Below are 26,501 nucleotides of genomic sequence, written 5' to 3' on the forward strand. Positions count from 1 at the left end.
TCAAAGCGGCTGCAAATATACAACTGAATTCTAATCCCACAAGCCTCCAACAAAAATATTTTAAGGTTTTTTTGACAATTTTATAAACCCCAAAACTAAGATGCTGAAAATGACATTTTTGAAGAGAGATTTTTTCTACACTTTTTTATCCTGAAATTAAAAGTAGAGGATGTATGGTTACAAGGATGGGCATTTTTCGATGGTGCGACCCCGCCGGGGTCGTGTGGGGACGACGGCGGGGGGGGGGGGGGGTATAAACATTGGACCCCTTAGGGGTCATGGACGTTACACTACCAAGGTTACTAATATGAGACCCCGGTTGGGGTCATGGCATTCCTCCACTCCTGTTATAATTATGCAATCCCTTCGGGATTGTGTGTACATGATATGTCTTATATATATATAGTATGTAGAGCAATTACCAGCAGGAGGTGCAATTTTATGAAAGTCGGGTAGTAATGTGGCTCCTTCGGAGCCTAAAGACATACATTATAAGATAAGAGGTGCCGAAAATGGCATTTTTGAGAGGTACCGTTCTGGAAGGTGCGACCCCTTCGGGGCCGGTATCATCACGGTATCCAGGTTAAAAACATATGACCCCGTCGGGGTCGCGTGGTTAACGACATTGTGATACTAACATGAGCCCCATCGGATCGTTGGTTCTGATGTGTCTTATATATAATATGTGGTGCGAATCACAACAGCAAGAGGTACAATTTTGTGAAAGCCCTATAATTATATGGTTCCTTCGGAGCCTGAGATATACCTATGAGAAAAGAGGTGCCGAAAATGGCATTTTTGAGAAGTGACATTCCGGAAGGTGCGACCCCATCGGGGTCGAAGGTGTGACTACCTCTTAGTTACAAACATATGACCACTTCGGGGTCGTGGGGTTGAGAGCTTCAGGTGTTATAAACATGTGACCCTTCAGGGTCATGGTTTGGGACGTGTTCCTGTTATTAAAGAATGAGAACCATTGGGCTCTTCGGTTCGTGACCTGTTACGTTACAAATAGACCCGTTAGGGTCTACCCATCAGGATCCAAAGGATCCGGTATTTGTATTATTCTTCAGCAGGGGTGACCCCGAAGGGGTCAAATGTTTATAGCTGATAAACGAAATATCCATCCGAATTACATTAATAGGAATCAAAACAATCCAATCCAATCCGATTTCATATAACATGAATCGAAAACAAACATCCCAATCCATAACATTATTATTAATCGAAGACGTGTACCCGCGTTAGGGATAGCAGCGGAAATCCTTTTTGCAAGGCACGAGCAAAAAGATTGGAGCGGATAGCCCGACCCGCATGAGCGGTAGCGAAGGTGGGGAACGCCCAAATGATTAAAATTATCAGGATTTGCGGTCTCCTTTTGCAGCAGGGGAAGACCATTTATCTGTAAGTTCGAGGAAATTATAGTCGAGCGCAGAGGGTTGTCTTTCCAGCTGTCTCCCCTGAAAAGCCCTTTGTAAAATATCTTCAATATAATAGTCTTCCTGATTTTTTGCTGGATCGAATTCTTCTTTCAGCGAAATATCAAAGAAACTGGCCGTGGTGTTATACCAAAAAGCCCTCCAGCCACTCTTGAGATCTTTTACAAGATCAAAAGCCGTAATCCCGGTTTGCCTGTGAATCAATTTTACAAGGATCTGCCCCTCGGTGCGGGTCAATTTCTTTAATTCGGCCGAGAATTGATTTTCAATATAATTCTGGACTATTTTTGTGTAGCGTTTTTGATCCCTCCTGGATTTTATTTGATCAAGCCTGCTATTGAGCTCTACCAACCGTTCTGAAGCCAGTTTGGCATAAGGGTAAACTTTTATCGTCTTGCGGCGAAGAATAAGATATTTACGCCTTTCAAGATCATTATCAAACTTAAGCCGGCTCAAAATAAGTACCTCGCCCAGGTCTATATGTGAGCGTGCAATGGTATCTCCCTCAATGATGTAATATTCATATTCCACACTGTCCTGCACGGGCTCTTTAACCTGAGCAAATGCAGCGGCCGGGATCAAACACAGAAAAATGAATAAAATCTGCTTCAAAATATTCGTTTTCAACATGGGAGCTAAAATCATTCCAAAATTACATTATCTATAAATTGTCAGCTCTTCAAATCTTCCTAAATTCGTGCAAAAGAATAAAATAATGAGTCAGGAAAAAATTCTTACTGAAAAGTCGATAGATTTCTTAGAAAAATATTTGAATAACGCAGCGCCTACAGGCTACGAATGGGAAGGCCAAAAGCTGTGGATGAATTACATAGAACCTTATGTTGATGAGTTCATTACAGATACTTACGGTACCGCTGTAGGAGTGATAAACCCAAAAGCAAAATATAAGGTAGTAATAGAAGGTCACGCCGATGAGATCTCGTGGTATGTTAATTACATTACCGATGATGGTTTGATCTACGTAATTCGCAATGGCGGTAGTGATCATCAAATCGCCGCTTCCAAAAGGGTAAACATTCACACCAAAAATGGTGTTGTAAAAGGGGTTTTTGGATGGCCTGCAATTCACACCCGCGATAAGGAGAAGGAACAGGCTCCAAAACTTGACAATATTTCTATAGACGTTGGCTGCTCTTCTAAAGAGGAAGTTGAAGCCCTGGGCGTACACGTGGGCTGTGTGATCACCTATCCCGATGAGTTCTTTATTCTGAACAAAGACAAATTCGTGAGCAGGGCTTTAGATAATCGCATTGGAGGTTTTATGATTGCTGAAGTTGCGCGCCTGCTGAAGGAGAATAAGAAGAAATTACCTTTCGGACTTTACATTACAAACTCGGTACAGGAAGAAATTGGCCTAAGAGGTGCCGAAATGATCACCCAGCGCATTAAACCAAATGTTGCCATAGTGACCGATGTTACTCACGACACCACTACTCCAATGATCGAGAAAAAAACCAACGGCCTTACCAAAATTGGAGATGGCCCGGTAATCTCGTATGCACCGGCCGTTCAAAACAAACTTCGCAATCTTCTTATCCAAACTGCTGAAGACAAACAGATCCCTTTCCAACGTATGGCTTCTTCAAGAATGACAGGGACAGATACTGATGCATTTGCCTACAGCAACGGCGGTGTGGCATCGGCTTTGATCTCCCTTCCCCTACGCTACATGCACACCACGGTTGAAATGGTGCACCGCGATGATGTTGAAAACGTGATTAAATTGATCTATGAAAGTTTATTGCAACTAAAGGATGGGGATACCTTTAGCTACTTTGAATAAATAGCATCCAAAAATGCCATTTTTGAGCCTCCTTTTTTTAGGAGGCTTTATTTTTTCTGAAGTTTTCACATTTCTTTACATAGAAGAGATATCGATGAAAACTATATTTAGGAAAAAAAATTCATGGTGCTTTCTTCAGATGAAGTAAATTCACTCATCTCCAACCCCGATCTTGCTGCCGAAAAAGCCAACCTTCAGTATATTTCTGAAGAAGAGCTGTGCATAGAACGCCGAAAAAGGGGTAAAGGATATCAATACCTGCACGAGGGAGAGCCGGTGAAAGATGAAAAGGCCCTGGCAAGGATCAAAAAACTGGTAATCCCACCCGCGTGGGAAAAAGTGCGAATCTGCCCCCACTCCAACGGGCACTTACAGGTTGTGGGGCTGGATGCCAAGCAACGAAAGCAGTACATGTACCACCCCGACTGGACGAAACTCAGAAATCTTACGAAGTTTTACAAAATGATCTCCTTCGGAAAAGTTTTACCTAAAATTCGGGCGCAGGTAGACCAGGATCTGGATAAAAAGGGAATGCCGCAGGAGAAAGTGCTGGCCCTGATTATAAGGCTCATGGAGGAAACGCATATTCGCATTGGAAATGAGACTTACGCCAAACAAAATAAATCTTACGGACTTTCCACACTTAGAAGTCGGCATGTAAAGATCTCAAAAGGGGAAATGAAATTCAATTTTTTTGGGAAACGCGGAATTGAAAATACCGTTTCTATCCGCGATAAGAAGCTCATTAAGCTGGTGAACCAATGTGAGGAAATTCCCGGGTGGGAGGTCTTCAAATACATTGGGGAAGACGGAAAAAAGCACAGCATTGATAGCGGGATGGTCAACGAGTACATACAGGATTTGAGCGGCGCACTTTTTTCGGCTAAAGATTTCAGGACCTGGAGCGCAACCAAGATATTTTTTGAGAAACTTCGGGAAATAGGTTTTACTGAAGAAGAAAAGCAGAATAAAAAGAACATTCTTGAAGCTTATGATGCCGCCGCCGAAGCTTTGAACAACACGCGTAGTGTATGCCGCAGTTATTACGTACACCCACACGTGGTCAAGCTTTATGAAACCGGGGATATTGTTACTTATTTCAAAAAGGTGGAAAGAAAACGCACTTACAAACCTAATCTTTCACAGACTGAAGAAGTACTTCTTGAATTACTCAAGGATTTTGAAATAGAACTGGAAGAAAAAGAAGCTATATCTTAATTTGCCTTTCATTTTCTGCTAAAAAAAATCCTTCTGAAATTTCTTAAAAAAGGCTTCAGCATAGAATATTCCAACTATTTCTTTTGCCTAAATTAGCTGTATGAAAAACACCATAGCAGCCAGGATAGCCGATTTTCTGAAGAATTTTCCGCCGTTTGACCTGCTTCAGCAAGAACAACTTTACACCCTTGCCAGCGAAGTGAAAGTGGTTTATGTTGAAAAAGGAAGAAGCATTTTTAAAGCCGGAGAAGAACAGCATCAGTACTTTTACGTGGTCAATAAGGGAGCGGTTTCAGTATTAAAGCCCCAAAATGACATTTTTGAGACCATAGATAAATGTGATGAAGGCGACATTTTTGGGTTGCGGCCATTGTTTGCGAAAGAAAATTACCTGCTGGAAACCCTGGCCGTCGAAGAGTCTATATTGTATGGAATTCCTATTGATATCTTTAAACCCATTGCAGAAAATCATCCGAGGGTAAGAGAATTTTTATTGCAGAGTTTTGCTTCAAATACCCGAAACCCTTATGCTTCGGGAGACAAAGGAAAACTTCTCACCTCAACTCCCCCCGTAGTTGCAGCGCAAAATCTTTTTGAACTACAACCGGCACCCATTACCCGTAAAGTAATTACCATTTCTCCTGCCACCACTGTTCAAAAAGCAGCACAGAAAATGAAATCCAGAATGGTAGGTTCTCTTGTTGTTGTAGAAGACAATATTCCTGTGGGTATAGTTACTGATGAAAATTTTAGAGACCTTGTTGCTAATGGAATGGCTCTTGAAGCAGTTCCTGTTTCAGAAATCATGAGTTCTCCTGTGATTTGTTATTCAAAAGGCATTACTATTTCGCAGGCGCAACTCACTATGATGAAACACGGGATTGACCATATTTGTATTACTGAAGACGGCACTCCCAATTCAGAGGTCATCGGGATACTTTCTGCTCATAACATCATGCTGTCTGAAGGGAATAACCCTTCGATACTTATGAAGGCTATTCAGCGGTCCAACAGTACCAATGAACTGAAGAAGATCCGGAATAAAATCACTTTATTACTGAGAGGTTATCTTGAAAGTAATATTCCTCTAAACCTCATCTCAAAGATCATTTTTGAGCTTAATGATGCCTCTATAAAAAGGATCGTAGAAAGATGTATTAAAAAAATGCCTGCTCCTCCCCCAGCCGAATTTGCCTGGTTGTCTTTAGGGAGCCAGGGCCGGAAAGAGCAACTGTTGCAAACCGACCAGGACAATGCCATTATTTTTGATGATGTTGCCCCCGAACATCATGCTGCCACCAAAGCTTATTTTCTTGAACTGGCAAAAAAGGTAAATAAACGCCTGAGTATAATTGGTTATGAATATTGCCCGGTAAATACTATGGCTAAAAATGAGCAATGGTGTAAAAGTCTTTCGGAATGGAAAGAACAGGTGGCACTATGGATCACTAACGCAGGTAATGATGAATTGCTGCTAAGTTCAATTTTCTTTGATTTTGATATCTCTTACGGAAATGTAAAATTATCTAACGCACTATCTGACCACATTTTTGAATTAACCCGCAACAACAAAAGGTTCACTTCTGCCCTGGCTGCAGTTACATTGAGAAATCCGCCGCCTCTTGGATTTTTCCGGCAATTCGTAGTAGAACACGATGGGGAAAACAAAGACACTTTTGATATTAAAAAGAGAGCCATAACTCCCCTCACAGATGCAGGAAGGCTTTTGATCCTCTCCCACGAGGTTAAAAATTTGAGCAATACTTCCGAAAGATTTGATAAACTGACACAACTGGAGCCATCAAACAGGGAACTTTACCTCGCCTGTTCATTTGCATCTAAAGCTCTTCTGAAATTTCGAACAAAACAAGGTATTAAAGAACGTAATAACGGCAGGTTCATCAAACTCGAAGAACTAAGTAAGGAGGAAAAAATGAAGTTAAAACGGTGCTTTAGAAGCTTAAAAGAAGTGCAGGATCTTGTAAAGATTAGATTCGAAATTTCGGGATATCATGTTTAATTTTTTTAGAAAAGAAAGTCCAGATTACCCAGAATTCTGGAACGCTTACGAAGCGAAATTTCAGGAGGAGCTACCTGCATTTGTTTCGCAAACAACTTTTGTTGTTTTAGACACAGAGACCACAGGATTTGATTATAAAAACGACCGAATCCTGAGTATTGGCGCTGTGAAAGTAAGGTCTAATGAATTAGATGTTTCTCAAACTTTCGAACATTATTTACAGCAGGAAAGATTTAATCCCGAATCGGTGAAAATTCACGGTATACTTAAAGAGGAAAAAACTGAAAGCCTTACAGAAGAAGAAGCTATCCGCAAATTTTTAAAGTACATAGGGAATGCTGTCCTGGTTGCCCATCACGCGGTTTTTGATATTAAAATGATCAATTCAGCTTTGAAAAGAAGGGGATTGCCAAAATTGAAGAACCCGGTTTTGGATACAGGATATCTTTACAGAAAGACGCTGTTAAACTCCAACCTCATAGACAGGGAGAAAAATTACTCTTTGGATGAAATTGCCGAGGCTTTTATTATTGATGTTAAAGACCGGCACACAGCCATTGGCGATGCATTCATTACTGCAATAGCTTTCCTAAAGATCCTCGGAAAAATCGACAAGAAAAAGGAGATGAAATTAAAGGAACTATTAAAGCTTTAATCCTAAAAATTCATCTCCCTGTAAATTAATTATTTTTTCTACGCCAATTTAATCATGCTTAGCCTCGGCCAAGATTTCATCCACAATTTCGGGGTTGAGCAGCGTTGAAGTGTCTCCAAGATTATCGGTATCATTAGAGGCGATCTTCCTTAGAATCCTCCTCATAATTTTACCGCTTCTCGTTTTTGGAAGTCCGCTTACAAACTGGATTTTTTCAGGTTTTGCAATTGGGCCCAGGGTTTGAGAAACAATATCTTTGATTTCTTTTTCCAATTCTTCCGAAGGTTCCACTTTATCGTAGAGAATAACGTAAGCATAAAGTGCATTCCCTTTAACTTCGTGTGGAAAACCTACTACCGCACTCTCTACTACGTTTTCATGTTCATCAATAGCATTTTCTGTGGCAGCAGTTCCCAGGTTGTGACCAGATACAATAACTATATCATCAACCCTTCCTGTAATTCGATAGTTACCTGTGGCATCGCGATATGCCCCGTCACCTGTAAAATATTTGTTTTCAAAAGTAGAAAAATAGACTTCTTTATAACGTTGATGGTCACCGTAAATAGTACGCGCAATAGATGGCCAGGGGAACTTAATGGCCAGCCTACCTTCAACAGGTTCGGTGGTATTGGGGATCTCCTCTCCTTCATTATCCATTAGCACAGGCTGTACACCCGGCAGTGGCAGGGTGGCAAAAGTTGGCCTGGTAGGGGTGATCCCGGCAAGCGGTGAAATCATGATAGCGCCGGTTTCGGTTTGCCACCACGTATCAACCACAGGGCAATTTCCTTTCCCAACATTATCATTATACCAGTGCCAGGCTTCCTCATTAATTGGTTCTCCCACACTTCCGAGGGCTTTGAGAGAAGACAGGTCATGATTCTCTACAAAACTCAGGGGTTGTTTAGCAAGTGATCTTATTGCTGTAGGAGCAGTATAAAAATGGGTGACCTTTAATTTATCTACAATATCCCAGAACCTTCCGTAGTCGGGATAACTGGGAATTCCTTCAAACATCACGGTAGTGGCACCCGAGGCCAGCGGACCGTAAATAATATAGGAGTGACCGGTAATCCAGCCTATATCGGCAGTACACCAGTACACATCATCTTTTTCGAGCTGAAACACGTTTTGAAAGGAGTAAGTAGTACCCACAAGATAACCTCCCACTGTATGCACCATGCCCTTAGGTTTTCCTGTTGAGCCTGAAGTATAAAGTATAAACAACATATCTTCGGCATCCATAACTTCTGGAGGGCATTCTTTTTCGGCTTTTTGAAGTTCATCAAACCAGAACTTATCCCGCCCCTCTTTCATAGGTGTTGGTTCTACTGTACGGCGATAAACAATTACTGTTTCCACCCCGGGAGTTTGCTCCAGGGCCTTATCACACATCTCCTTTAAATTCACCTTTTTGGAACCTCTGTAAACTTCATTTGCCGTGATGAGCATCTTACAATCTGAATCATTAATCCGCTTTGCAATGGCAGAGCTGGAAAATCCGGCAAACACAATAGAGTGAACAGCGCCAATACGGGCGCAGGCAAGCATTGCAATGGCCAGTTCGGGGATCATGGGCATATAAAGACAAACCCTGTCCCCCTTTTTGATACCATTATTCTTAAGCACATTCGCAAAATGGGAAACTTTTACAAAAAGCTGCCTATAAGTAATGTAGCGGGATTCCTCATCAGGGTCGTTAGGTTCCCAAATTATGGCAGTTTTATTTCCCAGGGTGTCCAGGTGACGGTCAAGGCAGTTTTCTGTGATATTCAACTTTCCGCCCTGAAACCATTTTACTTCTGGTTTTTTAAAATCCCACTCCAGGGTTTTATCCCACTTTTTCTGCCAGGTAAAAGTAGATGCTACTTCATCCCAAAAAGCTTCAGGATCTTTTATGCTTTTTTTGTAAGCCTTCTTATAGTCGGCAAAGGTGCGTAATTGTAGATTTTCCATTTTTTAAAATTAGGAAAAGCTTCTTCAAAAACAAATAAATTTTCAGGGGGTACTCAAAAATGACATTTTTGAGAGGTATTTTTCCGAAGGAATAAATATTACCCACGTTCGTTATTTTTTCTGAAATATGTATCTTTAAAGAAGTACAGGATTTTTTAAACTTCAGAAAAACCTATGGAATTTATCGACTATTACAAGGTTTTAGAGCTGGATAAGAATGCTACTAAAAGTGATATAAAGAAGGCTTACCGAAAGCTGGCCCGAAAATACCACCCCGACCTCAACCCCAATGACACCGCTGCCCAAAAAAAATTTCAGCAGATCAATGAGGCTCATGAAGTGCTCATAGATCCCGAAAAGCGGAAAAAATACGACCAGTACGGCAAAGACTGGCAACATGCCGAAGAATTTGAAAAAGCAAAAGCCCAGCAACAGTATCAGCGGCAGTCTGGTAGCGGTTTTGGGGGAAGAACCGGAGGATTTGGCGGTGCAGAAAGTTTTAGCAGCGGCGGATTTGAAGGGGGGGATTTTTCTGACTTTTTTGAATCTATGTTTGGAGGAGCTGCTGGCGGAAGGCATAGAACCACCCGTTTTAGAGGGCAGGATTACAACGCCGAACTGCAACTTAACCTCACCGATGTTTACAGAACCCACAAACAAACCCTTACCGTAAACGGAAAGAATATAAGGCTCACCATTCCTGCAGGAGTGGAAAACGGGCAAACCATAAGGATTAAAGGCTATGGCGGCGAAGGAATGAACGGCGGGCCCAACGGAGATTTGCTCCTAACTTTCGCCATTAACAACAACAGCAGGTTTAAACGCGAAGGGCAGCATCTTTATAAAGACGTGGAGCTGGATATTTTTACGGCTATATTGGGCGGCGAACTCATGGTGGATACTTTTGACGGAAAGGTAAAACTTACCGTAAAGCCCGAAACTCAAAATGGCACTACCGTAAAGCTGAAAGGAAAAGGCTTTCCGGTATATAAAAAAGATGGCAAATTTGGTGATCTCTTTATAACTTATACCCTAAAGATCCCAACCCACCTGAATGCTCGTGAGAAGGAACTTTTACAGGAACTGAAAAAACTGCGGAAAAATGGATGATCAATATATCTCAATCGTAGAATTTTGTCACTGCTACAAACTGGAGTATTCGTTTATACAGTCGCTCACAGAACACGGCCTGATACAGACTGTGATCATTGAAGAAAACGAATACATAGAACAGGAGCAAATAAGGGAGCTGGAACGCTTGATGCGCCTGCATTATGACCTGGATATAAACCTGGAAGGCATAGAGGCTATAAATCATTTACTTGACCGGGTTTCCCACTTACAGAATGAAGTGAGGCAGCTGCAAAATCGGCTTAAACTATATGAAGACTAACCATTAAAACTACTTATGAAATTAGCACTTATTATTTTTACAGGAGTTACTTTACTATTATCTCTACAAACCTGCAATAACAGCCAGGCTCAGCAAGATCATCCCGCTTCGGCTGAAGCAAACGAGAAAACCATCGAGCTGGCCGGTAACATTCGGGAACAGGGAATAACCTCTTACCAATATGGTACCCATACCATTACCACTTCAGACGACAAGTTCTATGCTCTCAAAAGTGATGCAGTAGACCTGGATAATTATGTAGAGGAAAAGGTAACTTTGGTTGCTCAAAAAATTGAAGGCTACCCTCTTTCAGGAGGCCCTGATTATTTGCTGGTGCTGGAAGTGAAATGAAGTACGAAGGTAGAAGTACGAAGGTAGAAATATGTATTTCAGTTGGCAGTGCGCAGGCTTAAGTAGGCAGTGGTAAGAAAAGTAAGACTATGATTTTTTTAGATAATTGCTGGGTGTTGCCCTATCAATTTGAAAATATCTCAGTTGACATAATAGGCGCTTATCTGGAACACAGGTTGGGCTAAAGCCCTGTTTAACTGGATTTCATTAGTCCCCGACTTAAAAGTCGGGGCAATTTGTCTTTTGGGAGACATTGTTCAAATAGTGGCTTCGACTATTTTTCACACCCTACCGATGATGAAAAAAGCTCAGCCTGGCAATCTGTTACACACTAAACTTCTAACTTCGTATTTTAAAATCTAACTCTTCAATCCTAACTACTAAGAAACTCCAGCACATTTTTCTCAATCCGCTCTTCAATCCTTGAGATGTCGGCTTTTATGAATTGTTCGCCGGTAATTTGTTCGTAAAGCTCAATGTACCTATCTGACACCGAATTGATGTACTCCTCGCTCATCTCCGGAATTTGCTGACCTTCTTTTCCCTGGAAGCCATTCTGAATAAGCCATTGCCTTACAAATTCTTTGGAGAGTTGCTTTTGTGGTTCTCCCGAAGCTAACCTGTCAGGATAACCTTCAGCATAAAAATAACGGGAAGAATCTGGGGTATGAATCTCATCTATGAGTACAATCTCGCCATTTTTGGTCTTGCCAAATTCATATTTTGTATCTACCAGGATGAGCCCGTTTTTCTTAGCGAGTTCAGTTCCACGAAGAAAAAGTTGTCGGGTATAGATTTCGAGTGTATTGTAATCTGCTTCAGAAACAATTCCTTTTTTGAGGATCTCTTCGCGCGAAATATCCATATCATGCTCGCCTGAATCTGCCTTGGTGGTGGGCGTAATGATAGGTGCTGCAAAAGCTTCATTTTCCTTCATACCTTCAGGCAAATGTACCCCGCACAAACTTCGTTTTCCGCTGGCATATTCTCTGGCAGCATGGCCGGTGAGATATCCTCTTATCACCATCTCGACCTTAAAGGGCTCGCAGCTTTCCCCTACTGCCACATTAGGATCGGGCGTGGCCTGCAGCCAGTTGGGCACGATATCTTCTGTAGCTTTCATCATTTTTGTAGCCAGTTGGTTGAGGATTTGTCCTTTATAAGGAATTCCTTTTGGCATTACAACATCAAAGGCCGATAGCCTGTCGGTCACGATCATGACCAGCCGGTTATCTTCAAGGGTGTAAACATCCCGAACTTTTCCTTTATAAACTTCTTTCTGTCCGGGAAAATTAAAATTGGTAGCGGTAATAGTGTTCATCAAAACATGAGGTTATATGAAAAGATCCCACGGGTGCGGGATCTCAAAAATGACATTTTTATTCGGCGTTTTCTATTCTTTTATAAGCAGCAATAATTTTCTTGACCAGTTTATGGCGAATCACATCTTTATCATCAAGATGAATAATTCCCACCCCATCAACATCCTGCAAGACAAGAATTGCTTCTTTAAGCCCTGAAATTACCCTTTTTGGAAGGTCAATTTGGCCGGGATCACCCGTTACCATGAACTTTGCGCTCTTTCCCATCCGGGTTAAAAACATTTTCATTTGGGCATGGGTGGTATTTTGTGCTTCATCGAGAATTACAAAAGCATGGTCTAGTGTACGGCCACGCATAAAAGCAAGGGGAGCTATTTGTATCACCCCTTTTTCGATGTAGCTTTCCAGCTTTTCGTGTGGGATCATATCGCGCAGCGCATCATAGAGCGGCTGCATGTATGGATCGAGCTTTTCTTTAAGGTCACCGGGTAGGAAACCGAGGTTTTCACCTGCTTCTACGGCAGGCCGGGTAAGAATGATCCTTTTTACCTGCTTTTCCTTTAGCGCTTTCACTGCCAAAGCCACTCCCGTATATGTTTTTCCAGTACCGGCAGGACCAATGGCAAAAACCATATCATTCTTCTTCATCAACTCTACCAGGCGACGCTGATTGGCCGTTTGGGCACGAATCATCCTGCCACTCACGCCGTGAACCAGCACTTCCCCGCTTTCATTAGAAGTTTCATAATCTTCTTTACTCTCACTGGTAAGTACCCGTTCTATGGAATTTTCATCGAGACGATTGAATTTTCCGTAGTGGTCTATAAGCATATTGAACCTTCTGTCAAATTCTTCGAGCATTTCTTCGTTACCGTAAATGCGAAGTTTATTGCCTCTTGCCACAATTTTGAGCTTTGGAAAATATTTCTTCAAAAGCTCAATATGTGAATTTTGTTCCCCAAAAAAATCTCTGGGACTTATTTCAGAAAGTTCAATGATAAGTTCGTTCAAAAGCGACCGGATTAAATTTAAAAAATGACTTAATTATCTTTAGATTTGCATTACAAACTTAGCTAAATAAAGGTTTAAGTTAGGAAAAATATTATTAGAAATTGCCCATGGCCATAATTACCTTAACGACAGATTTTGGGGAAAAAGATCATTTTGCAGGGGCAGTTAAAGGAGCGATTTACACCGAGGTACCTTCGGCAAAGATTGTAGACATCTCCCACTCCATCGCCCCGTTTCACATTACTGAAGCCTCTTACATCATTAAAAACGCCTACAGAAGCTTTCCTGAAGGCAGTATTCATATTATTGGGGTAGACTCTGAACTTACGCCTGAAAATAAACATATTGCATTAAAACTTGATGGGCATTACTTTATTTGTGCCAATAATGGTATACTCTCTTTAATTGCTTCGGAATATGTTCCCGAAAAGATTGTAGAGATCAATATACACGATAAGGTACAGAGTAATTTTCCGGTTCTGGATGTATTTGTGAAAGTAGCCGGTCACCTGTCAAGAGGTGGCACCCTGGAAGTTATTGGAAAATCCATTCCCGGAATAAAGCAGCTAAAGGAAATGGAACCCCTTATCAATCCTGAAATGAACCAGATCAAAGGAAATGTAATTTACATTGACAATTACGGCAATGTGGTGACAAATATTCCGAAGAAGCTGTTTGAGAAAATTGGCAAAGGCCGAAAGTTTAGTATGCGTGCCAGGACCGCTACTTTTACCGATATCTATAACACTTACAGCGAAGCCATCAATTTTGACACCGACATGATCAACCGGGAAGATGGTAAAAAACTGGCAATCTTTAATTCGGGAGGATATATTGAACTGGCAATCTACAAGAGTAACCCCAGTACGGTTGGCAGTGCCTCTACCCTCTTCGGACTCGAGTACAGGGATACGGTAACGGTGGATTTTGTTTAGCGCAAAGGCGGTTTTCAGTTTTCGGTTCTCAATTGTCCGTTTTTGTTATTGGTTAATTAGGTATAGTGAATAGTTGATTAGAATAATCTACTCTCGTTTTACTATCCTCTTTTTATTTGATGAAAATTTTTAAATATAAGTTGAAAATAATATGTTGATCCGGATCGTAAAAATGACTTTTGAAACTTCAGAAACTGAAGATTTTCAGGAGCTATTTCAGCAGAATAAAGAAAAGATCAGAGGCTTTGAAGGCTGTGAATTTTTAGAACTCTATCGAGATAAGAACAATAAAAATATCTTTTTTACGTACAGTTACTGGCAAAATGAAGAGGCCCTGGAAAATTATCGCGGTTCTTTCCTTTTTAAAGAAGTTTGGAGCGAGACCAGGAAAATGTTTGCCGCTAAACCTGAAGCGTGGAGCGTGGATAAAATATGGACCTCAGGTTCAGTAGGCAGTGCCAGTTTTAAGTAGGCAGTAGGTTTCGCGTTCAGGGTTTAAAATAGATTGGAATTTGGAATTTGGGATTTGGATTTTTTTTACCTTAAACAATATTCAATATACATTATACATTAAAAAGTGTTAGCAGTTTTAAAGAAAGAAATTAACGCATTTTTCGCCTCTCCCACAGGCTATCTGGTCATAGGGCTATTTCTCGTGGTGAACGGACTTTTTCTTTGGGTCTTTAAAGGCGAGTATAATATCCTGGACAGCGGGTTTGCCAATCTGGAGCCCTTTTTTACGCTTGCACCCTGGGTGTTTTTATTTCTCATACCGGCAATTTCCATGAAGAGTTTTTCCGAAGAAATAAAACAGGGAACATTAGAATTACTACTTACCAAACCTTTAACAACTGTAGAACTGGTACTGGGTAAATACCTGGGGGCACTTGTTTTAATACTTCTTGCCATTTTACCAACGCTGCTGTACATTGTGGCTATCTGGTATTTAATGAGTCCGGGCGGAGACCTGGACAGCGGCGTCATTCTTGGTTCCTATTTAGGGCTCATCTTTCTTGGCGCCTGCTATGCCGCCGTCGGGATTTTTGCCTCCATACTTTCCCCAAACCAAATTGTATCTTTTATACTTGCCATTTTTCTTTGCTTTATCGCTTATTTTGCTTTTGAAGCCCTGGCAACTCTGAATATATTTGGCAGCGGAGCATTTGGAGTGGAAGAACTGGGTCTCAATGCACATTATGAGAGCATTAGCCGGGGGATTATTGACACCCGGGATGTCATCTATTTTTTAAGTTTCATCTTTCTTTTCCTGGCGCTCACCAGCTTTATTCTTAACAAAAAAAAACAATCCTGAAATGAAGTCTCAAAAATCGCATTTTTGGAAGGTATTTTTGTTGTTGCTCGCAATCATCGGGATTAACGTGCTTTCCTATAATTTCTTCGGAAGGTTTGACCTCACTGCCGATAAACGCTATACTTTATCTGAAGCTTCAGAAGAAATCATTTCCAAAGCCGAAGCGCCTGTAATTATCGATATTTTTCTGGAAGGAGAATTTCCACCCGAATTTAGGAGGTTACAGGTAGAGACCAGGCAGCTGCTCGAAGAATTTGCCGCTGTAAACCCTCAAATCAAATACCGGTTTACCAACCCCCTTGAAGAAGGTGGCAATGCTAATGATATTGCCACACAATTCTATGAAATGGGGATGACCCCCGCACGTATCAATGTGGTGGAAAACGGCCGAACAAGCGAAGCCATAGTGTTTCCCTGGGCCATGGCCAACTTCGGAAATAAATCGGTTGCCATTCCTTTACTGAAAAATCAGTTGGGAGCAACCACCGAAGATCGCGTGGCAGCATCGGTACAACAACTGGAATATGCTTTTGCTGATGCTTTCTCAAAACTACTGGAGCCAAAGCGTAAAAAAGTGGCGGTAATGCGAGGTAACGGTGAGCTTGAAGACAGGTATATAGCCGACTTTATCAGGAAAATTCAGGAATATTATTACATAGCACCCTTTACTTTAGATTCTGTAACTGTAGATCCTCAGGGAACCCTGGCACAGCTTAAGGAGTATGATTTGGTGATAGAAGCTAAACCCACTGAACCTTACACAGAAGCCGAAAAATTGGTTTTAGACCAATATCTCATGAACGGCGGAAAACAATTATGGTTGATAGAACATGCTGCGATGGAAACCGACAGCCTTTTCACGCCTGCAGCAACTGCCTTTGCCCTACCCCGCGACCTGAACTTAGGAGATTATTTCTTTAAGTACGGCTTAAGAATTAATCCGGCACTTGTCAAAGACCTTTACTCGGCTCCTATAGTTTTGGCTACTGGCTCGGGCAACAACGCCCAGTTCAATCCTTATCCCTGGTTTTATTTTCCGATTTCTTCCTCCCCTTCAACTCATCCTGTGGTGAACAACCTGGAGGCAGTAAAGTTTGAATACGCCAGCCCCATCGACACCCTCAAAAATAACATTGATAAAACGGTACTCTTAGCTACTTCTCCCCGATCTGCAGTTGTGGGTCTTCCAAGAGAAATAAGTTTGGAAGAGATCACCGCAAAGCCCGACCCATCCGAATTTACTTCAGGTGAACTGCCTTTAGCCGTTCTTTTTGAAGGAAATTTCAGTTCAGTTTATGACAACCGAATTTTGCCATTTGTACTTAATAACTTCCGAAGTAAAAGTGAAGAAACAAAAATGCTGGTGATAAGCGATGGTGATGTCATTAAAAATCAGTTACAACGAGGGGAGCCGCTTGAGTTGGGCTATGATCGTTATACGGGCACAACATATGGCAACAGGGAATTTTTACTCAATGCAGTCAATTATCTCCTGGATGACACCGGACTCATCAACATTCGGAGTAAAGAGGTGAAAATAGCATTTCTCGACCCCGAAAAAGTGGAAGAGGAAAGAACCTTTTGGCAAATGATGAATATTGCACTCCCAATTGGCCTGCTGGCACTGTTTGCAGCATTGTTTAGGGCAATAAGGAGAAATAAATACGTAAAGTAGAAGCACTTCTTCAGGAAAGCCTTTGTTTATTAACAATTTCAGAATATAAAAAACATAAGATGCTGAAAATGACATTTTTGAAAGGTATTTTAGAGGATTTACTGTTAATAAAAAATGACTCCTGCTTTCATGCCTTTTGAAGGATTAGGATATATTTGTATCAAGATTAACTTATTACGAAGCCAATGAAATTTATTGTATCGAGCACATATTTGCTAAAACAGCTACAAATACTGGGGGGTGTGATTAACAATAACAACACTCTGCCTATTCTGGATAACTTCCTTTTTGAATTAAATCAAGACGAACTTACCGTTTCTGCATCAGATTTGGAGACTACAATGTCTGCCAAACTTTCTGTAGAATCTGATTCTGAAGGAAAAATTGCAGTGCCTGCCCGCCTGTTACTGGAAACTTTAAAGACTTTTCCGGAACAGCCGCTGACTTTTGTAGTGGAAGATAACAATACCATTGAGCTAAGTTCTAACCACGGGAAGTATGCCCTGGCTTATGCCGGCGGTGAAGAATTCCCAAAGGCTGTGAGCCTTGAAGAGCCAAGCAGTACTGCTATTGTGGGAGATATTTTGGCAACGGCCATTAGCAAAACCATTTTTGCTTCGGGAAATGACGACCTGAGACCTGTAATGAGTGGGGTATTTTTCCAGTTCACCCAGGACAGCCTTACTTTTGTAGCTACAGATGCTCATAAACTGGTAAAATATTCTCGAAACGATATTGCGGCTTCTCAAACGGCAGAATTTATTATGCCGAAAAAACCCCTGAACCTGTTAAAAGGAATTCTTTCGGGTTCAGATTCTGAAGTTATTATTGAATACAACGAGTCAAACGCACGTTTTACTTTTGAAGACACCACTTTGGTTTGCCGACTTATTGACGGGAAATATCCGAATTATGAAGCGGTAATCCCTAAGGAAAATCCGAATAAACTGGTCATTGACCGCGGGCAATTCCTTAGCTCAGTAAAAAGGGTCTCTATTTTCTCTAATAAAACAACACACCAGGTTCGCCTGAAGATTGCAGGTGCTGAACTAAATATTTCTGCGGAAGATGTAGATTACAGCAACAAGGCCGAGGAACGGCTTACCTGTTCTTACCAGGGAGACGATATGCAAATTGGATTTAATTCCCGTTTTCTTACCGAAATGCTTTCGAACCTTAATGCTAATGAAGTGCAGCTTGAAATGAGCCTTCCAAACCGCGCCGGAATACTTACTCCTGTAGACGGATTAGATGATGGAGAGCAGGTAACAATGCTTGTGATGCCGGTAATGTTGAACAATTAAATCGCTGCGCTGTTAGATTTTAGATTTTAGATTTTAGATTTTAGATTTTAGATTTTAGATTTTAGATTTTAGATTGCCTCCTTCGGAGGCTGTTAGATAAAAAAATACCCTCTGAAAAATGACATTTTTCAGAGGGTATTTTACTTTATATCTTTCTCTTCTTTGGAAGAAGATTTATTTTGACCAGAATGGGAAACTCACTACGCTTGACAATACTTCAGAAAAAAACCTACAGAGTGAAAAATCACCTTGCAGGTTCGTTTTATTTAATTGTGCTTCTAATTTTATTAGTGTTACCTCAAGCGGAAACTTCTCTTTAAACGCCCAAAGCCTATTATTTTAAAATATTTATGCTCATTGGATAAGACGGAATTTCTCCATTGTTGACTTTTATTGCATTAAGTATCGGAAAAACTATAGCAATAATACCGATACCAATGAGGATAAGAATTCCCAGTCCGAACAAAAAGATGAGCGGTATAGCAATAATAGAATAGATAAAAAGGGAGATCTGGAAATTCAGGATCATTTTCCCATGGGCGTCCATCCCCAGAACCTTTTCTTTTTGCGTAAGCCAAATAACCAGCGGAACTAGAAATCCGCCAATCCCCGTTACCAGGTCCAGTAACTGACTCAGGTGGGTAAGCATTAATAACTGTCTGTCTTCTCTCATGATTGTTGCATTTGAATATTCCATTTTTGATTTGATTGATGATTATACTTCAAATATACGATTTAATATAGTACTATGTTATAAAAGATAGTGTTTTTTTATTCTAACTTGCAGCCTCCATTCTTCGCAATACCCAATATTAAGAGAATAGGAAAAATAAGTTTGGAAGTAAGTTCTCTTATTCCGTGGGGCTTTCCTCTTCATAAATGTCAAAATCAGAATTGCCTGGTTAAACGACCAGATACATTCCTTATTTACAACATTTAAGTACTTCTAACTTTTAACTTCATTTCGCTACTTTTGCATCATGAAATTAAACGACAACATCGTAGCACTTGCCACTCCTTCGGGTGCCGGAGCTATAGCAGTGATAAGAGTTTCAGGGCCCGATGCAGTGAAGCTGGTAGCTCCCATTTTTAGAGCAAAAAGCAAAAAGGACCTTTTAGATCAACCTTCGCACACGCTACACCTTGGAAATATTATTGATGGAGAAAGAATTATCGACGAGGTACTGATTTCAGTTTTTCATGGGCCAAAATCTTATACCGGAGAAAATACTATCGAGGTTTCCTGTCACGGTAGCCCCTATATACAGCAGGAGATCATTCAGTTGTTGATTAGAAGAGGCTGTCGTTCTGCCGAAGCCGGCGAATTTACCTTACGTGCCTTCCTCAATGGAAAAATGGACCTAAGCCAGGCAGAAGCTGTGGCCGATCTTATTTCTTCGGAAAATGCTGCCAGCCATCAAATGGCGATGCAGCAAATGCGCGGGGGATTTTCAAACGAAATTCAGAAACTACGACAGGAACTTCTTGATTTTGCTTCCTTAATAGAATTAGAACTCGATTTTGCTGAAGAAGATGTGGAATTTGCCAATCGCGATGAATTCAAACAACTGGTAAGCCGCATTCAAAATGTACTTAAAAAGCTTATCGATTCCTTCGCTGTAGGGAATGTTTTAAAGAATGGAATACCCGTAGCAATTGTAGGCGAACCTAACGTTGGGAAATCGACACTTCTAAATGCCCTTTTAAACGAGGAAAGAGCAATAGTTTCTGAAATTGCCGGTACCACGCGTGATACCATTGAAGATGAGATCTCCATTGGGGGAATTGGCTTCAGGTTTATTGACACTGCCGGAATTCGTGAAACCGAAGATGTAGTGGAAAGCATTGGGATCAAAAGAACCTTTGAAAAGATAAGTCAGGCGCAGGTAGTAATTTTTCTGCTTGACGCCGAAAAGTTCAAGGTACAAGGTTCAAGGTTCAGGGTGGAGATTGAAAAAATAAAGAATCAATTTCCGCAGAAGCCTTTAATCATTGTTGCCAATAAGATAGATCAATCATCTGAATCTGAAATTGCAGAACTTAATGTCACCCTGAACTCCGTAGAAGGCTCTCACTATTTGCCAATTTCCGCTAAAAGTGGAACAGGCGTGGAAGAACTCCAACAAAAACTTCTGCAGTTTGTGAACACCGGCGAGCTGCGTAACAATAATACCATTGTAACCAACAGTCGACATTACAATGCCCTGCTTTCAGCCCTGGAAGAGATTAACAAGGTTCAGGATGGGCTAAACCACAATCTTTCTGGCGACCTGCTGGCGATCGATATTCGGGAAGCCCTGCACTATTTTGGAGAGATCACCGGCGAGATCACCAATGATGACCTGCTTGGGAATATTTTTTCGAATTTTTGTATTGGCAAATAAACAGGAAATTTAATTTGGTATTATTTGATCACAAATCCCAATAAAACCTAATAAAACCCCGTAATACTGGACATTTTCGTCACTTCTATCTTTTCCCATTTTCACCCATGTTTAGAATATATTTACACCTAGTTTACACCTCGTCCATAATTGTGATAAACGAGGTGTAAAAATTTACACCTCATGGCATCCATTGTAATAATTTCGCCAATTAATCCATACTTTTCATCTCTGAGTAAAGAATTTTACTCAGAGACTAATATATACATAAACCCCTGTTATTAAATAGGTTATTGTAAATAAACTCCTATTTAACAACACAAGATTTGGAAAATTATTCGGCGAGATTATGTCCCTTATTTCCCCTTAATTACCCTTATTTATCCTTATTTCTTCTTATTTACCCTTATATACCCTTAAATCTCCTTATCTTTGTTTATGTAAGTTAAAAATTCAGATCATGAGCACTAATATTAGGGTAGAATCAACCTGTGATTTCTGTGGTAAAAATTTTATAGCTAAGACATTAAAAACAAGATATTGTTCACACACATGTAATAGCAGAGACTATAAAATGAAATTGAAGAATAAGAAGCTAAGAGGAGAAGTAAAAAGTCGGAAAGACAACAAGATCAGTAAGGACCTGGAAGCACTAAAACACAAGGAGTATTTGTCGGCCCAGGATGCAGCAATCATAGTAGGCTGCTCTACAAAAACTATATATAGACTATTGAATGATGGAACGATAAAAGGTGTGAATCTTTCAAAGCGGTTAACTAGAATTAATAAAAAATCTTTGGACAAAATTATCTCCTAACATAGGCCATGTATTGGTTTGTTAAACCGCAAAAAATTGTACTTCAGATTACAACCCTAAACTTTTTAATCAAGCCGGATCTACTGAACTCTTAAAAATAGCTATTTGCCGAGGTGGAAAGTGAGGAACTATCCACTATGCGATTTATCCGGTCGGTTATAGGTGCACTGGTGGTAATACTATTGGATATTAGGTCAACTCCTCCAATAACTTCAGATTTTTATGCCAGAATCTTACATCCTGCAAAACCATATCCAACATTACTAGAAGAGTTTTACGTAGATCTTTTACCGCCGGACTCGAGGTGTTCAACGCATGAAAAGCACCAACAATAAAACGAGTTACCAAGGCATGGTTCCCGTACATTATATTGTTAGTGTTGATTTTTTGAGTCTGCTTTAACAAAGATTCAAAGAGAGAAATTGCCTTTTCAGGGGAGTGATGACACTGATGCAATAAGTAAGAAACAAAGTTATCCGAAGGACTAAATTCAGGAGACTCCACATACTCCTTTAAAAAAGGGTAAATATTTTCTAAAGGAATACCCTCCATTTTATTAAAGAAAAATCTGCGCCTCTGGGAAAACTCATTTGGCTGAATATTTTTTAAAGCGTACAACAACACCTTGTTCGATAGTTCGCTAGGTATAAAAGGTTCTTGATAATGTTTTATTATTTGATTAAAAGACGTGTTTCTTGCATCCGGGCTATGTTTTAGAAGTTTATAGAGCAAGTCTTCCGCCCCACTTTTCTCATGTATAGTTCCCCTATATAAAATACTAAACAACAGTCGTGTATCCTCACTTCCCAATCTGTCAGAACGAACCATTTTGGATAGGATGGGTATAGTAGCCTCAAAATTATGGTTTGTTAAATAATTCAAGGCTTCTAAAGAAGATGCCAACACGAAAACATCTTCCTCCATTGTCATATATTCTATAAACAGCCTGAATGCCTTCTCTTTATTGAGACTCATCAAATAGGCATATCTGAACAACAATACCGCCTTTGTGGACGCACTATGAGAAGTAAATAAGTGGCCAATAAAATCAAAAACCTCCACCTCCATCTCTGTACTGGAACAAAAAGCGAGAGCTTGTGCAATGGAACCATGAACAGAATTAATACCTTGAGTAACCAAACCATTAATAGAGGTTTTTGCTGAAGGATCCCTTAACTGTTGGTGTTTATCTATAGGAGTCTTTTTACTCGTATCTAACAAAAAATTAAAAATTGTTCGATCTGCTTGTTCGTTTTTAATAAGAAATTCTGCTATCCTAATGCAAGCCATAAGCTGACTCTCAAAATTAACATCCGCCAGAATCTTTTTGAATAAGGCTTCCACTTTTTTAGGATCTCCTTTTGCTTCACATAAGCCACTAAGTCCAAGAATAGGGTAAGAACTATCGATTTGGTGATGCCCAATACTCTCTTTTATAATACTTATTTTTTCAGGACTTGGATCCTTCTTTACTGCCTCTTGAAACGCCCAAGAGTGCTCATGTAAACCGCCTTTCAAAAATTCCTTCTGAAACTGTGTCCGGTCTTTGTTATATTTTATGAATGAACGCAACCATTGTCGTTTTGACATTAGTTCATAAGCCGTATCTTGCAAAGGGCGCTGAACTATTCCCGCCATAGCGCGATTAGAAGAAATGTCATCAAAATCCGGAAATTTACGTTGAAGCTCAAGATATTGCTTTAGTAAATCTGCATTTCCGCAAATAATGGCCATTGGGATACAGCGTAATAATCCCAGTTTACTCAACCCCCAAGATTTTATATAATAAGATTTATTTCGCCGTTTAATAACAAACGCTTCACTAGGAACTCTAAGTTCCCTTATAATATTTAAACTCTCTTCCTTTTGAAAATCAGTAAAATAATGAAAAGCCTCACCTAACAGATTCCGGAACTCTCGGCCAGGTTTATCATAAAACCCCAAAAGACCTAGTTTGTTAAATAATTGTAATAAATGAAATACCGAATCGAAATACTGCCTTTCATTCCCTTGCAGACTAAAGACGATGAGCCTTAATACTGGAAAGTACTCTGAACAATTATATTGCTTTAAAAACTTTAAATACACTGGTGAACCAGCCTCTGCTGCCGACCTAAGTCCTTTAGCAAGTATTTGATAAACAACATCCTTTCCTCCTGGATCTTCCTCAGTTTCCAAGTCCACTCCCTCATATGGGTTAGAAGAAGAAAAATCCATTTGCTCGCTTTCCTTCTCAGGATTATCAAGATCATAAATAACCTTTTCCATTAAATCAGGAATAAGAACTTCCGGAATTTTCTTAACTAAGACCTGTAAAGTGTTGATTAAAGTGTAATCATGTGGATAAGCCTTCTGAAGGTAAGAATTAGAAAGAAAGTAGTCTTTCAGCTCTTCCCATACAAAAGCTGGTTTAAACTTCACCAGATTCGCCATTATAGTTTGATAATGGAAAGAGGTAAATTCCAAAGGAGGACAGTCCTTATAAAGCGCATAGGTCTTTGGGTGCGACCAATCTTCCCTCCTTAACAATATTTCCTTCTTGACTTCCGGCACAGTTTCATTTTCTACAAAACTCCAAGCATCAATATTATTTTTATTCACATAATAACTCAGAAAATTAATCCCAGTATTCCACAGGTATCTGGTATTACGTTCTTCCTTTCCTTCATTCTCAGGTACGGAATCTTGAGGCGGATCATTTAAAAATTTAAATTTATCTTCCTCTACTATTACCTTGAACCAGCTATCTGACCGAGCTAATTCGAAAAACAAAATTTTTAAAGCTATTGAGTGCTTTAAGCAATCTAGAAGTAAAGCTGATTCTTCTTTTGTCGGTTCTTCCTGGAAAGCCAAAAGGGATATCAACATATGCTTGATATGAAATAAAACTCTGCTATCCTTTAATAAAATTTTGTTAGTTGCGTAATACTTATGGGGATCAAACTCTCTTAAATAACTGACAATCATTTTTACGGCAGAACGAATCAGTAATGATTGCTCCTGTTCAAGTATGTAACTTAAAAGGTCCTTCTGGTCCTCGACAAATTTCTTAGCAAAAATGAAATCATAAAATGTCTGATGAAAAAGCTGAAGTTGATCCTTTTCTCGCTTAATAAGATGTTCACTTTCCAGATAAGATAACTCCCTTGAGAATTTTTCAAATCTGTTTAAGTGCACCTCTGTTCGTTGATTCTCAAAAAAATACTGGACAATTTTATATAGCAATTTCCTGATTCTTTTTGATTTTAACCCCAGATTTTCCGGTTTCAAAATTACTTGTTGCTTCCATAATTCACTATAAAGGTCATGAATGGATAGTAAGCCCGTAAAGTTGCTTTTACCCTTAGCAATACGAGAAAATATGTTTAGGTGATGAGGAACCCTTAGTAGATAAATTAGCTTGGCAGGAAGCCGTTCATGGGTTATATCCAGTTTTTTTAGTTGACTGAGAACCTGGTCTTCGCTCAAAAGGCCGACTTTAATATGTTCGATAGCCCGATAAGACTTTAGAGTTGGATCATAAAATAGATCTTTTAACCGAATGGACAGAACAAGACGAATTTTAGGACGATGTGTGAAGTAATCGATAAGTGACTTAAATACCATTAGGTAATTTCGCTCACTCGACATAGATTGAGATAAAGCATCTAATTGATCCAGAATTAAAACAGTTTTCGTAAACTTCTCCTCACATTTATTTAGGAAGTCAATTATGGGAATACTCAACCCCACCATATGTTGGAATTCATTGATTGAGGAGACATATATCTTATCTGTCTTTAAACCAAGTACCGGAATAGAATCTTGGGATAAAGCCTCATAAAGATCCTTTAATATCACTGTTTTACCCATTCCAGCATCACCAGCTAAAATACAGATGTTTAATGGTTTATTTTCGCTATTGACTTCTAAGGGTTCATGAATCCATTTTAAAAGCCTTTGGGTTTCTTCTCGGGGAATATGTGAGTTCGGTATTTCATCAAACTCGTTCTTTTCCAGCTTTAAGCTATTAGATCCTAATGATAATTGGTGCCTTATCTGTTCCTCATTAAGCTGGCTCCCTACCATTTCTTCTAATTGCACAGCCAAATTTTTTACTTCTTCGTTATCAACCACACTTCTTACCTGAAAAAATAACGGAATGAGTTCTTTGCATTCTCTTTGACTTAAATAGCGATCAAGGTCCTGAGGGTTAATCTTTTTAACATTTATATTCTCAAGTACCAAAATGACATAAGAAAGAGCATTATCAATTTTAATCTCTGAAAATAATTCATTTTTCAGATGCTTTTGAATCCATTGAATTACAGCCTGGTCATTCCTGATCTCAACTTTAATCTTATCTATAAAGTCACTACAGGAATCAGCGAAACCACTGGAAGCTGCTATGTAGTACGTAAACCGATTTATATCAAACTTCACCTCCTCATAAACCAAAGTATATAGCAAGAACTTTATCAGCTCTTCACCAAATCGGTTTTTACCAAGAGGAGATGCATATTTTTTACACTGAATAAGCCCTGTAAAACTGGATCTCGTGTATAATGTGCAGTCTCTTCCCTTATCTCTAACTCCGCTCATCAAACTTATCTCATCAAAAGCTAGAAAATCTTTACTTCTTATTTTTTCCTGAAAAATAGAATAAACCAGCTCTTCATATCTTCTATGATCTGCTAGTTCATTATAAGGAAAGCCTTTATTTTCAAGAGCTACCGGAGCCGAATGTTTTCCGGTAATTTTAGGTTTAATAAACAGGATTTCAGACACATTCAAAACTTTAGGTCTAAAGATAGGTTTACGAATTTGGTTTTAAAAATTTGTTTAATCTGTTTTGCAGAAATGACATTTAATCCACCTGCTTACGAACAAAAAATCTCCACGCTTGTTATGACTACCCGAGCA

General features: G+C 39.8%; 20 protein-coding genes. 14 read left to right on the forward strand and 6 right to left on the reverse strand.

All coding sequences use genetic code 11. The annotated features are described in order from the left end of the window. Window positions 1-1,358: 1,358 nt before the first annotated feature. On the reverse strand, window positions 1,359-2,051 hold the full coding sequence (locus OQ279_RS06620) for a DUF4294 domain-containing protein (protein ID WP_370866507.1): 693 nt from the start codon (window positions 2,049-2,051) through the stop codon (window positions 1,359-1,361). A gap of 103 nt (window positions 2,052-2,154) precedes the next feature. On the opposite strand from OQ279_RS06620, the gene OQ279_RS06625 reads away from it, so the two are divergent. The 4 genes from OQ279_RS06625 to OQ279_RS06640 all read left to right on the forward strand — a co-directional run bounded on the left by OQ279_RS06625 (window position 2,155) and on the right by OQ279_RS06640 (window position 7,136). Beyond that, a complete protein-coding gene (locus tag OQ279_RS06625) occupies window positions 2,155-3,243 on the forward strand; it encodes a M42 family metallopeptidase (protein WP_266069075.1) in 1,089 nt (362 codons plus the stop codon). Between the two features lie 123 nt (window positions 3,244-3,366). Continuing rightward, on the forward strand, window positions 3,367-4,461 hold the full coding sequence (locus OQ279_RS06630) for a DNA topoisomerase IB (RefSeq protein ID WP_266069076.1): 1,095 nt from the start codon (window positions 3,367-3,369) through the stop codon (window positions 4,459-4,461). 100 nt (window positions 4,462-4,561) lie between these two features. After that, on the forward strand, window positions 4,562-6,481 hold the full coding sequence (locus tag OQ279_RS06635) for a DUF294 nucleotidyltransferase-like domain-containing protein (protein WP_266069077.1): 1,920 nt from the start codon (window positions 4,562-4,564) through the stop codon (window positions 6,479-6,481). Next, on the forward strand, window positions 6,474-7,136 hold the full coding sequence (locus OQ279_RS06640; RefSeq protein WP_266069078.1) for a 3'-5' exonuclease: 663 nt from the start codon (window positions 6,474-6,476) through the stop codon (window positions 7,134-7,136). The genes OQ279_RS06635 and OQ279_RS06640 overlap by 8 nt, the downstream gene beginning before the upstream one ends. A 48-nt stretch (window positions 7,137-7,184) precedes the next feature. Here the strand turns inward: OQ279_RS06640 and acs are convergent, their stop codons facing one another. Continuing rightward, window positions 7,185-9,095, reverse strand: a complete 1,911-nt coding sequence (gene acs / locus OQ279_RS06645) for an acetate--CoA ligase (RefSeq protein WP_266069079.1) — start codon at window positions 9,093-9,095, stop codon at window positions 7,185-7,187. A 174-nt stretch (window positions 9,096-9,269) separates the two neighbouring features. Here acs and OQ279_RS06650 point away from each other — a divergent pair, with 174 nt between their 5' ends. The 3 genes from OQ279_RS06650 to OQ279_RS06660 are packed head-to-tail and all read left to right on the forward strand — an operon-like array spanning window position 9,270 to window position 10,839. After that, window positions 9,270-10,205 carry a DnaJ C-terminal domain-containing protein gene (locus OQ279_RS06650; RefSeq protein WP_266069080.1) on the forward strand — a complete coding sequence of 312 codons (936 nt, stop codon included), beginning with the start codon at window positions 9,270-9,272 and terminating at the stop codon, window positions 10,203-10,205. After that, window positions 10,198-10,488: a chaperone modulator CbpM gene (locus OQ279_RS06655; RefSeq protein WP_266069081.1), complete on the forward strand. Its 291-nt coding sequence runs from the start codon at window positions 10,198-10,200 to the stop codon at window positions 10,486-10,488. Before OQ279_RS06650 ends, OQ279_RS06655 begins: the two co-directional genes overlap by 8 nt. Window positions 10,489-10,503: 15 nt before the next feature. Beyond that, entirely contained in the window at window positions 10,504-10,839 is a 336-nt protein-coding gene (locus tag OQ279_RS06660) for a hypothetical protein (protein ID WP_266069082.1), read from the forward strand. Between the two features lie 373 nt (window positions 10,840-11,212). Here the strand turns inward: OQ279_RS06660 and OQ279_RS06665 are convergent, their stop codons facing one another. Next, window positions 11,213-12,160 carry a phosphoribosylaminoimidazolesuccinocarboxamide synthase gene (locus OQ279_RS06665; protein ID WP_266069083.1) on the reverse strand — a complete coding sequence of 316 codons (948 nt, stop codon included), beginning with the start codon at window positions 12,158-12,160 and terminating at the stop codon, window positions 11,213-11,215. Between the two features lie 58 nt (window positions 12,161-12,218). Further along, a complete protein-coding gene (locus OQ279_RS06670) occupies window positions 12,219-13,172 on the reverse strand; it encodes a PhoH family protein (RefSeq protein WP_266069084.1) in 954 nt (317 codons plus the stop codon). Between the two features lie 107 nt (window positions 13,173-13,279). Here OQ279_RS06670 and OQ279_RS06675 point away from each other — a divergent pair, with 107 nt between their 5' ends. The 5 genes from OQ279_RS06675 to dnaN all read left to right on the forward strand — a co-directional run bounded on the left by OQ279_RS06675 (window position 13,280) and on the right by dnaN (window position 18,398). Then, window positions 13,280-14,107: an SAM hydrolase/SAM-dependent halogenase family protein gene (locus tag OQ279_RS06675; protein WP_266069085.1), complete on the forward strand. Its 828-nt coding sequence runs from the start codon at window positions 13,280-13,282 to the stop codon at window positions 14,105-14,107. 151 nt (window positions 14,108-14,258) lie between these two features. Further along, entirely contained in the window at window positions 14,259-14,579 is a 321-nt protein-coding gene (locus OQ279_RS06680) for a putative quinol monooxygenase (protein WP_266069086.1), read from the forward strand. Between the two features lie 105 nt (window positions 14,580-14,684). Next, a complete protein-coding gene (gene gldF / locus OQ279_RS06685) occupies window positions 14,685-15,419 on the forward strand; it encodes a gliding motility-associated ABC transporter permease subunit GldF (RefSeq protein ID WP_266069087.1) in 735 nt (244 codons plus the stop codon). Window position 15,420: 1 nt separating this feature from the next. After that, window positions 15,421-17,094 (forward strand): gliding motility-associated ABC transporter substrate-binding protein GldG, encoded by a 1,674-nt coding sequence (gldG, locus tag OQ279_RS06690; RefSeq protein ID WP_266069088.1) that lies wholly within the window; start codon window positions 15,421-15,423, stop codon window positions 17,092-17,094. Window positions 17,095-17,279: 185 nt separating this feature from the next. Beyond that, a complete protein-coding gene (dnaN, locus tag OQ279_RS06695; RefSeq protein WP_266069089.1) occupies window positions 17,280-18,398 on the forward strand; it encodes a DNA polymerase III subunit beta in 1,119 nt (372 codons plus the stop codon). Between the two features lie 334 nt (window positions 18,399-18,732). Here dnaN and OQ279_RS06700 read toward each other — a convergent pair whose 3' ends face one another. After that, window positions 18,733-19,071 (reverse strand): DUF4870 domain-containing protein, encoded by a 339-nt coding sequence (locus tag OQ279_RS06700; RefSeq protein ID WP_266069090.1) that lies wholly within the window; start codon window positions 19,069-19,071, stop codon window positions 18,733-18,735. A gap of 307 nt (window positions 19,072-19,378) precedes the next feature. On the opposite strand from OQ279_RS06700, the gene mnmE reads away from it, so the two are divergent. Both mnmE and OQ279_RS06710 read left to right on the forward strand, forming a co-directional pair. Continuing rightward, entirely contained in the window at window positions 19,379-20,782 is a 1,404-nt protein-coding gene (gene mnmE / locus OQ279_RS06705) for a tRNA uridine-5-carboxymethylaminomethyl(34) synthesis GTPase MnmE (RefSeq protein WP_266069091.1), read from the forward strand. 460 nt (window positions 20,783-21,242) lie between these two features. Next, the gene (locus OQ279_RS06710) at window positions 21,243-21,599 is read left to right on the forward strand and encodes a helix-turn-helix transcriptional regulator (protein ID WP_266069092.1); all 357 of its coding nucleotides are present in this window, start codon (window positions 21,243-21,245) and stop codon (window positions 21,597-21,599) included. A 189-nt stretch (window positions 21,600-21,788) separates the two neighbouring features. Here OQ279_RS06710 and OQ279_RS06715 read toward each other — a convergent pair whose 3' ends face one another. After that, complete coding sequence (locus OQ279_RS06715; protein WP_266069093.1) at window positions 21,789-26,366, reverse strand: AAA family ATPase; 4,578 nt, start codon at window positions 26,364-26,366, stop codon at window positions 21,789-21,791. Window positions 26,367-26,501: the final 135 nt, after the last annotated feature.

This window comes from Salinimicrobium profundisediminis (genome assembly GCF_026241755.1).
GTDB lineage: Bacteria > Bacteroidota > Bacteroidia > Flavobacteriales > Flavobacteriaceae > Salinimicrobium > Salinimicrobium profundisediminis.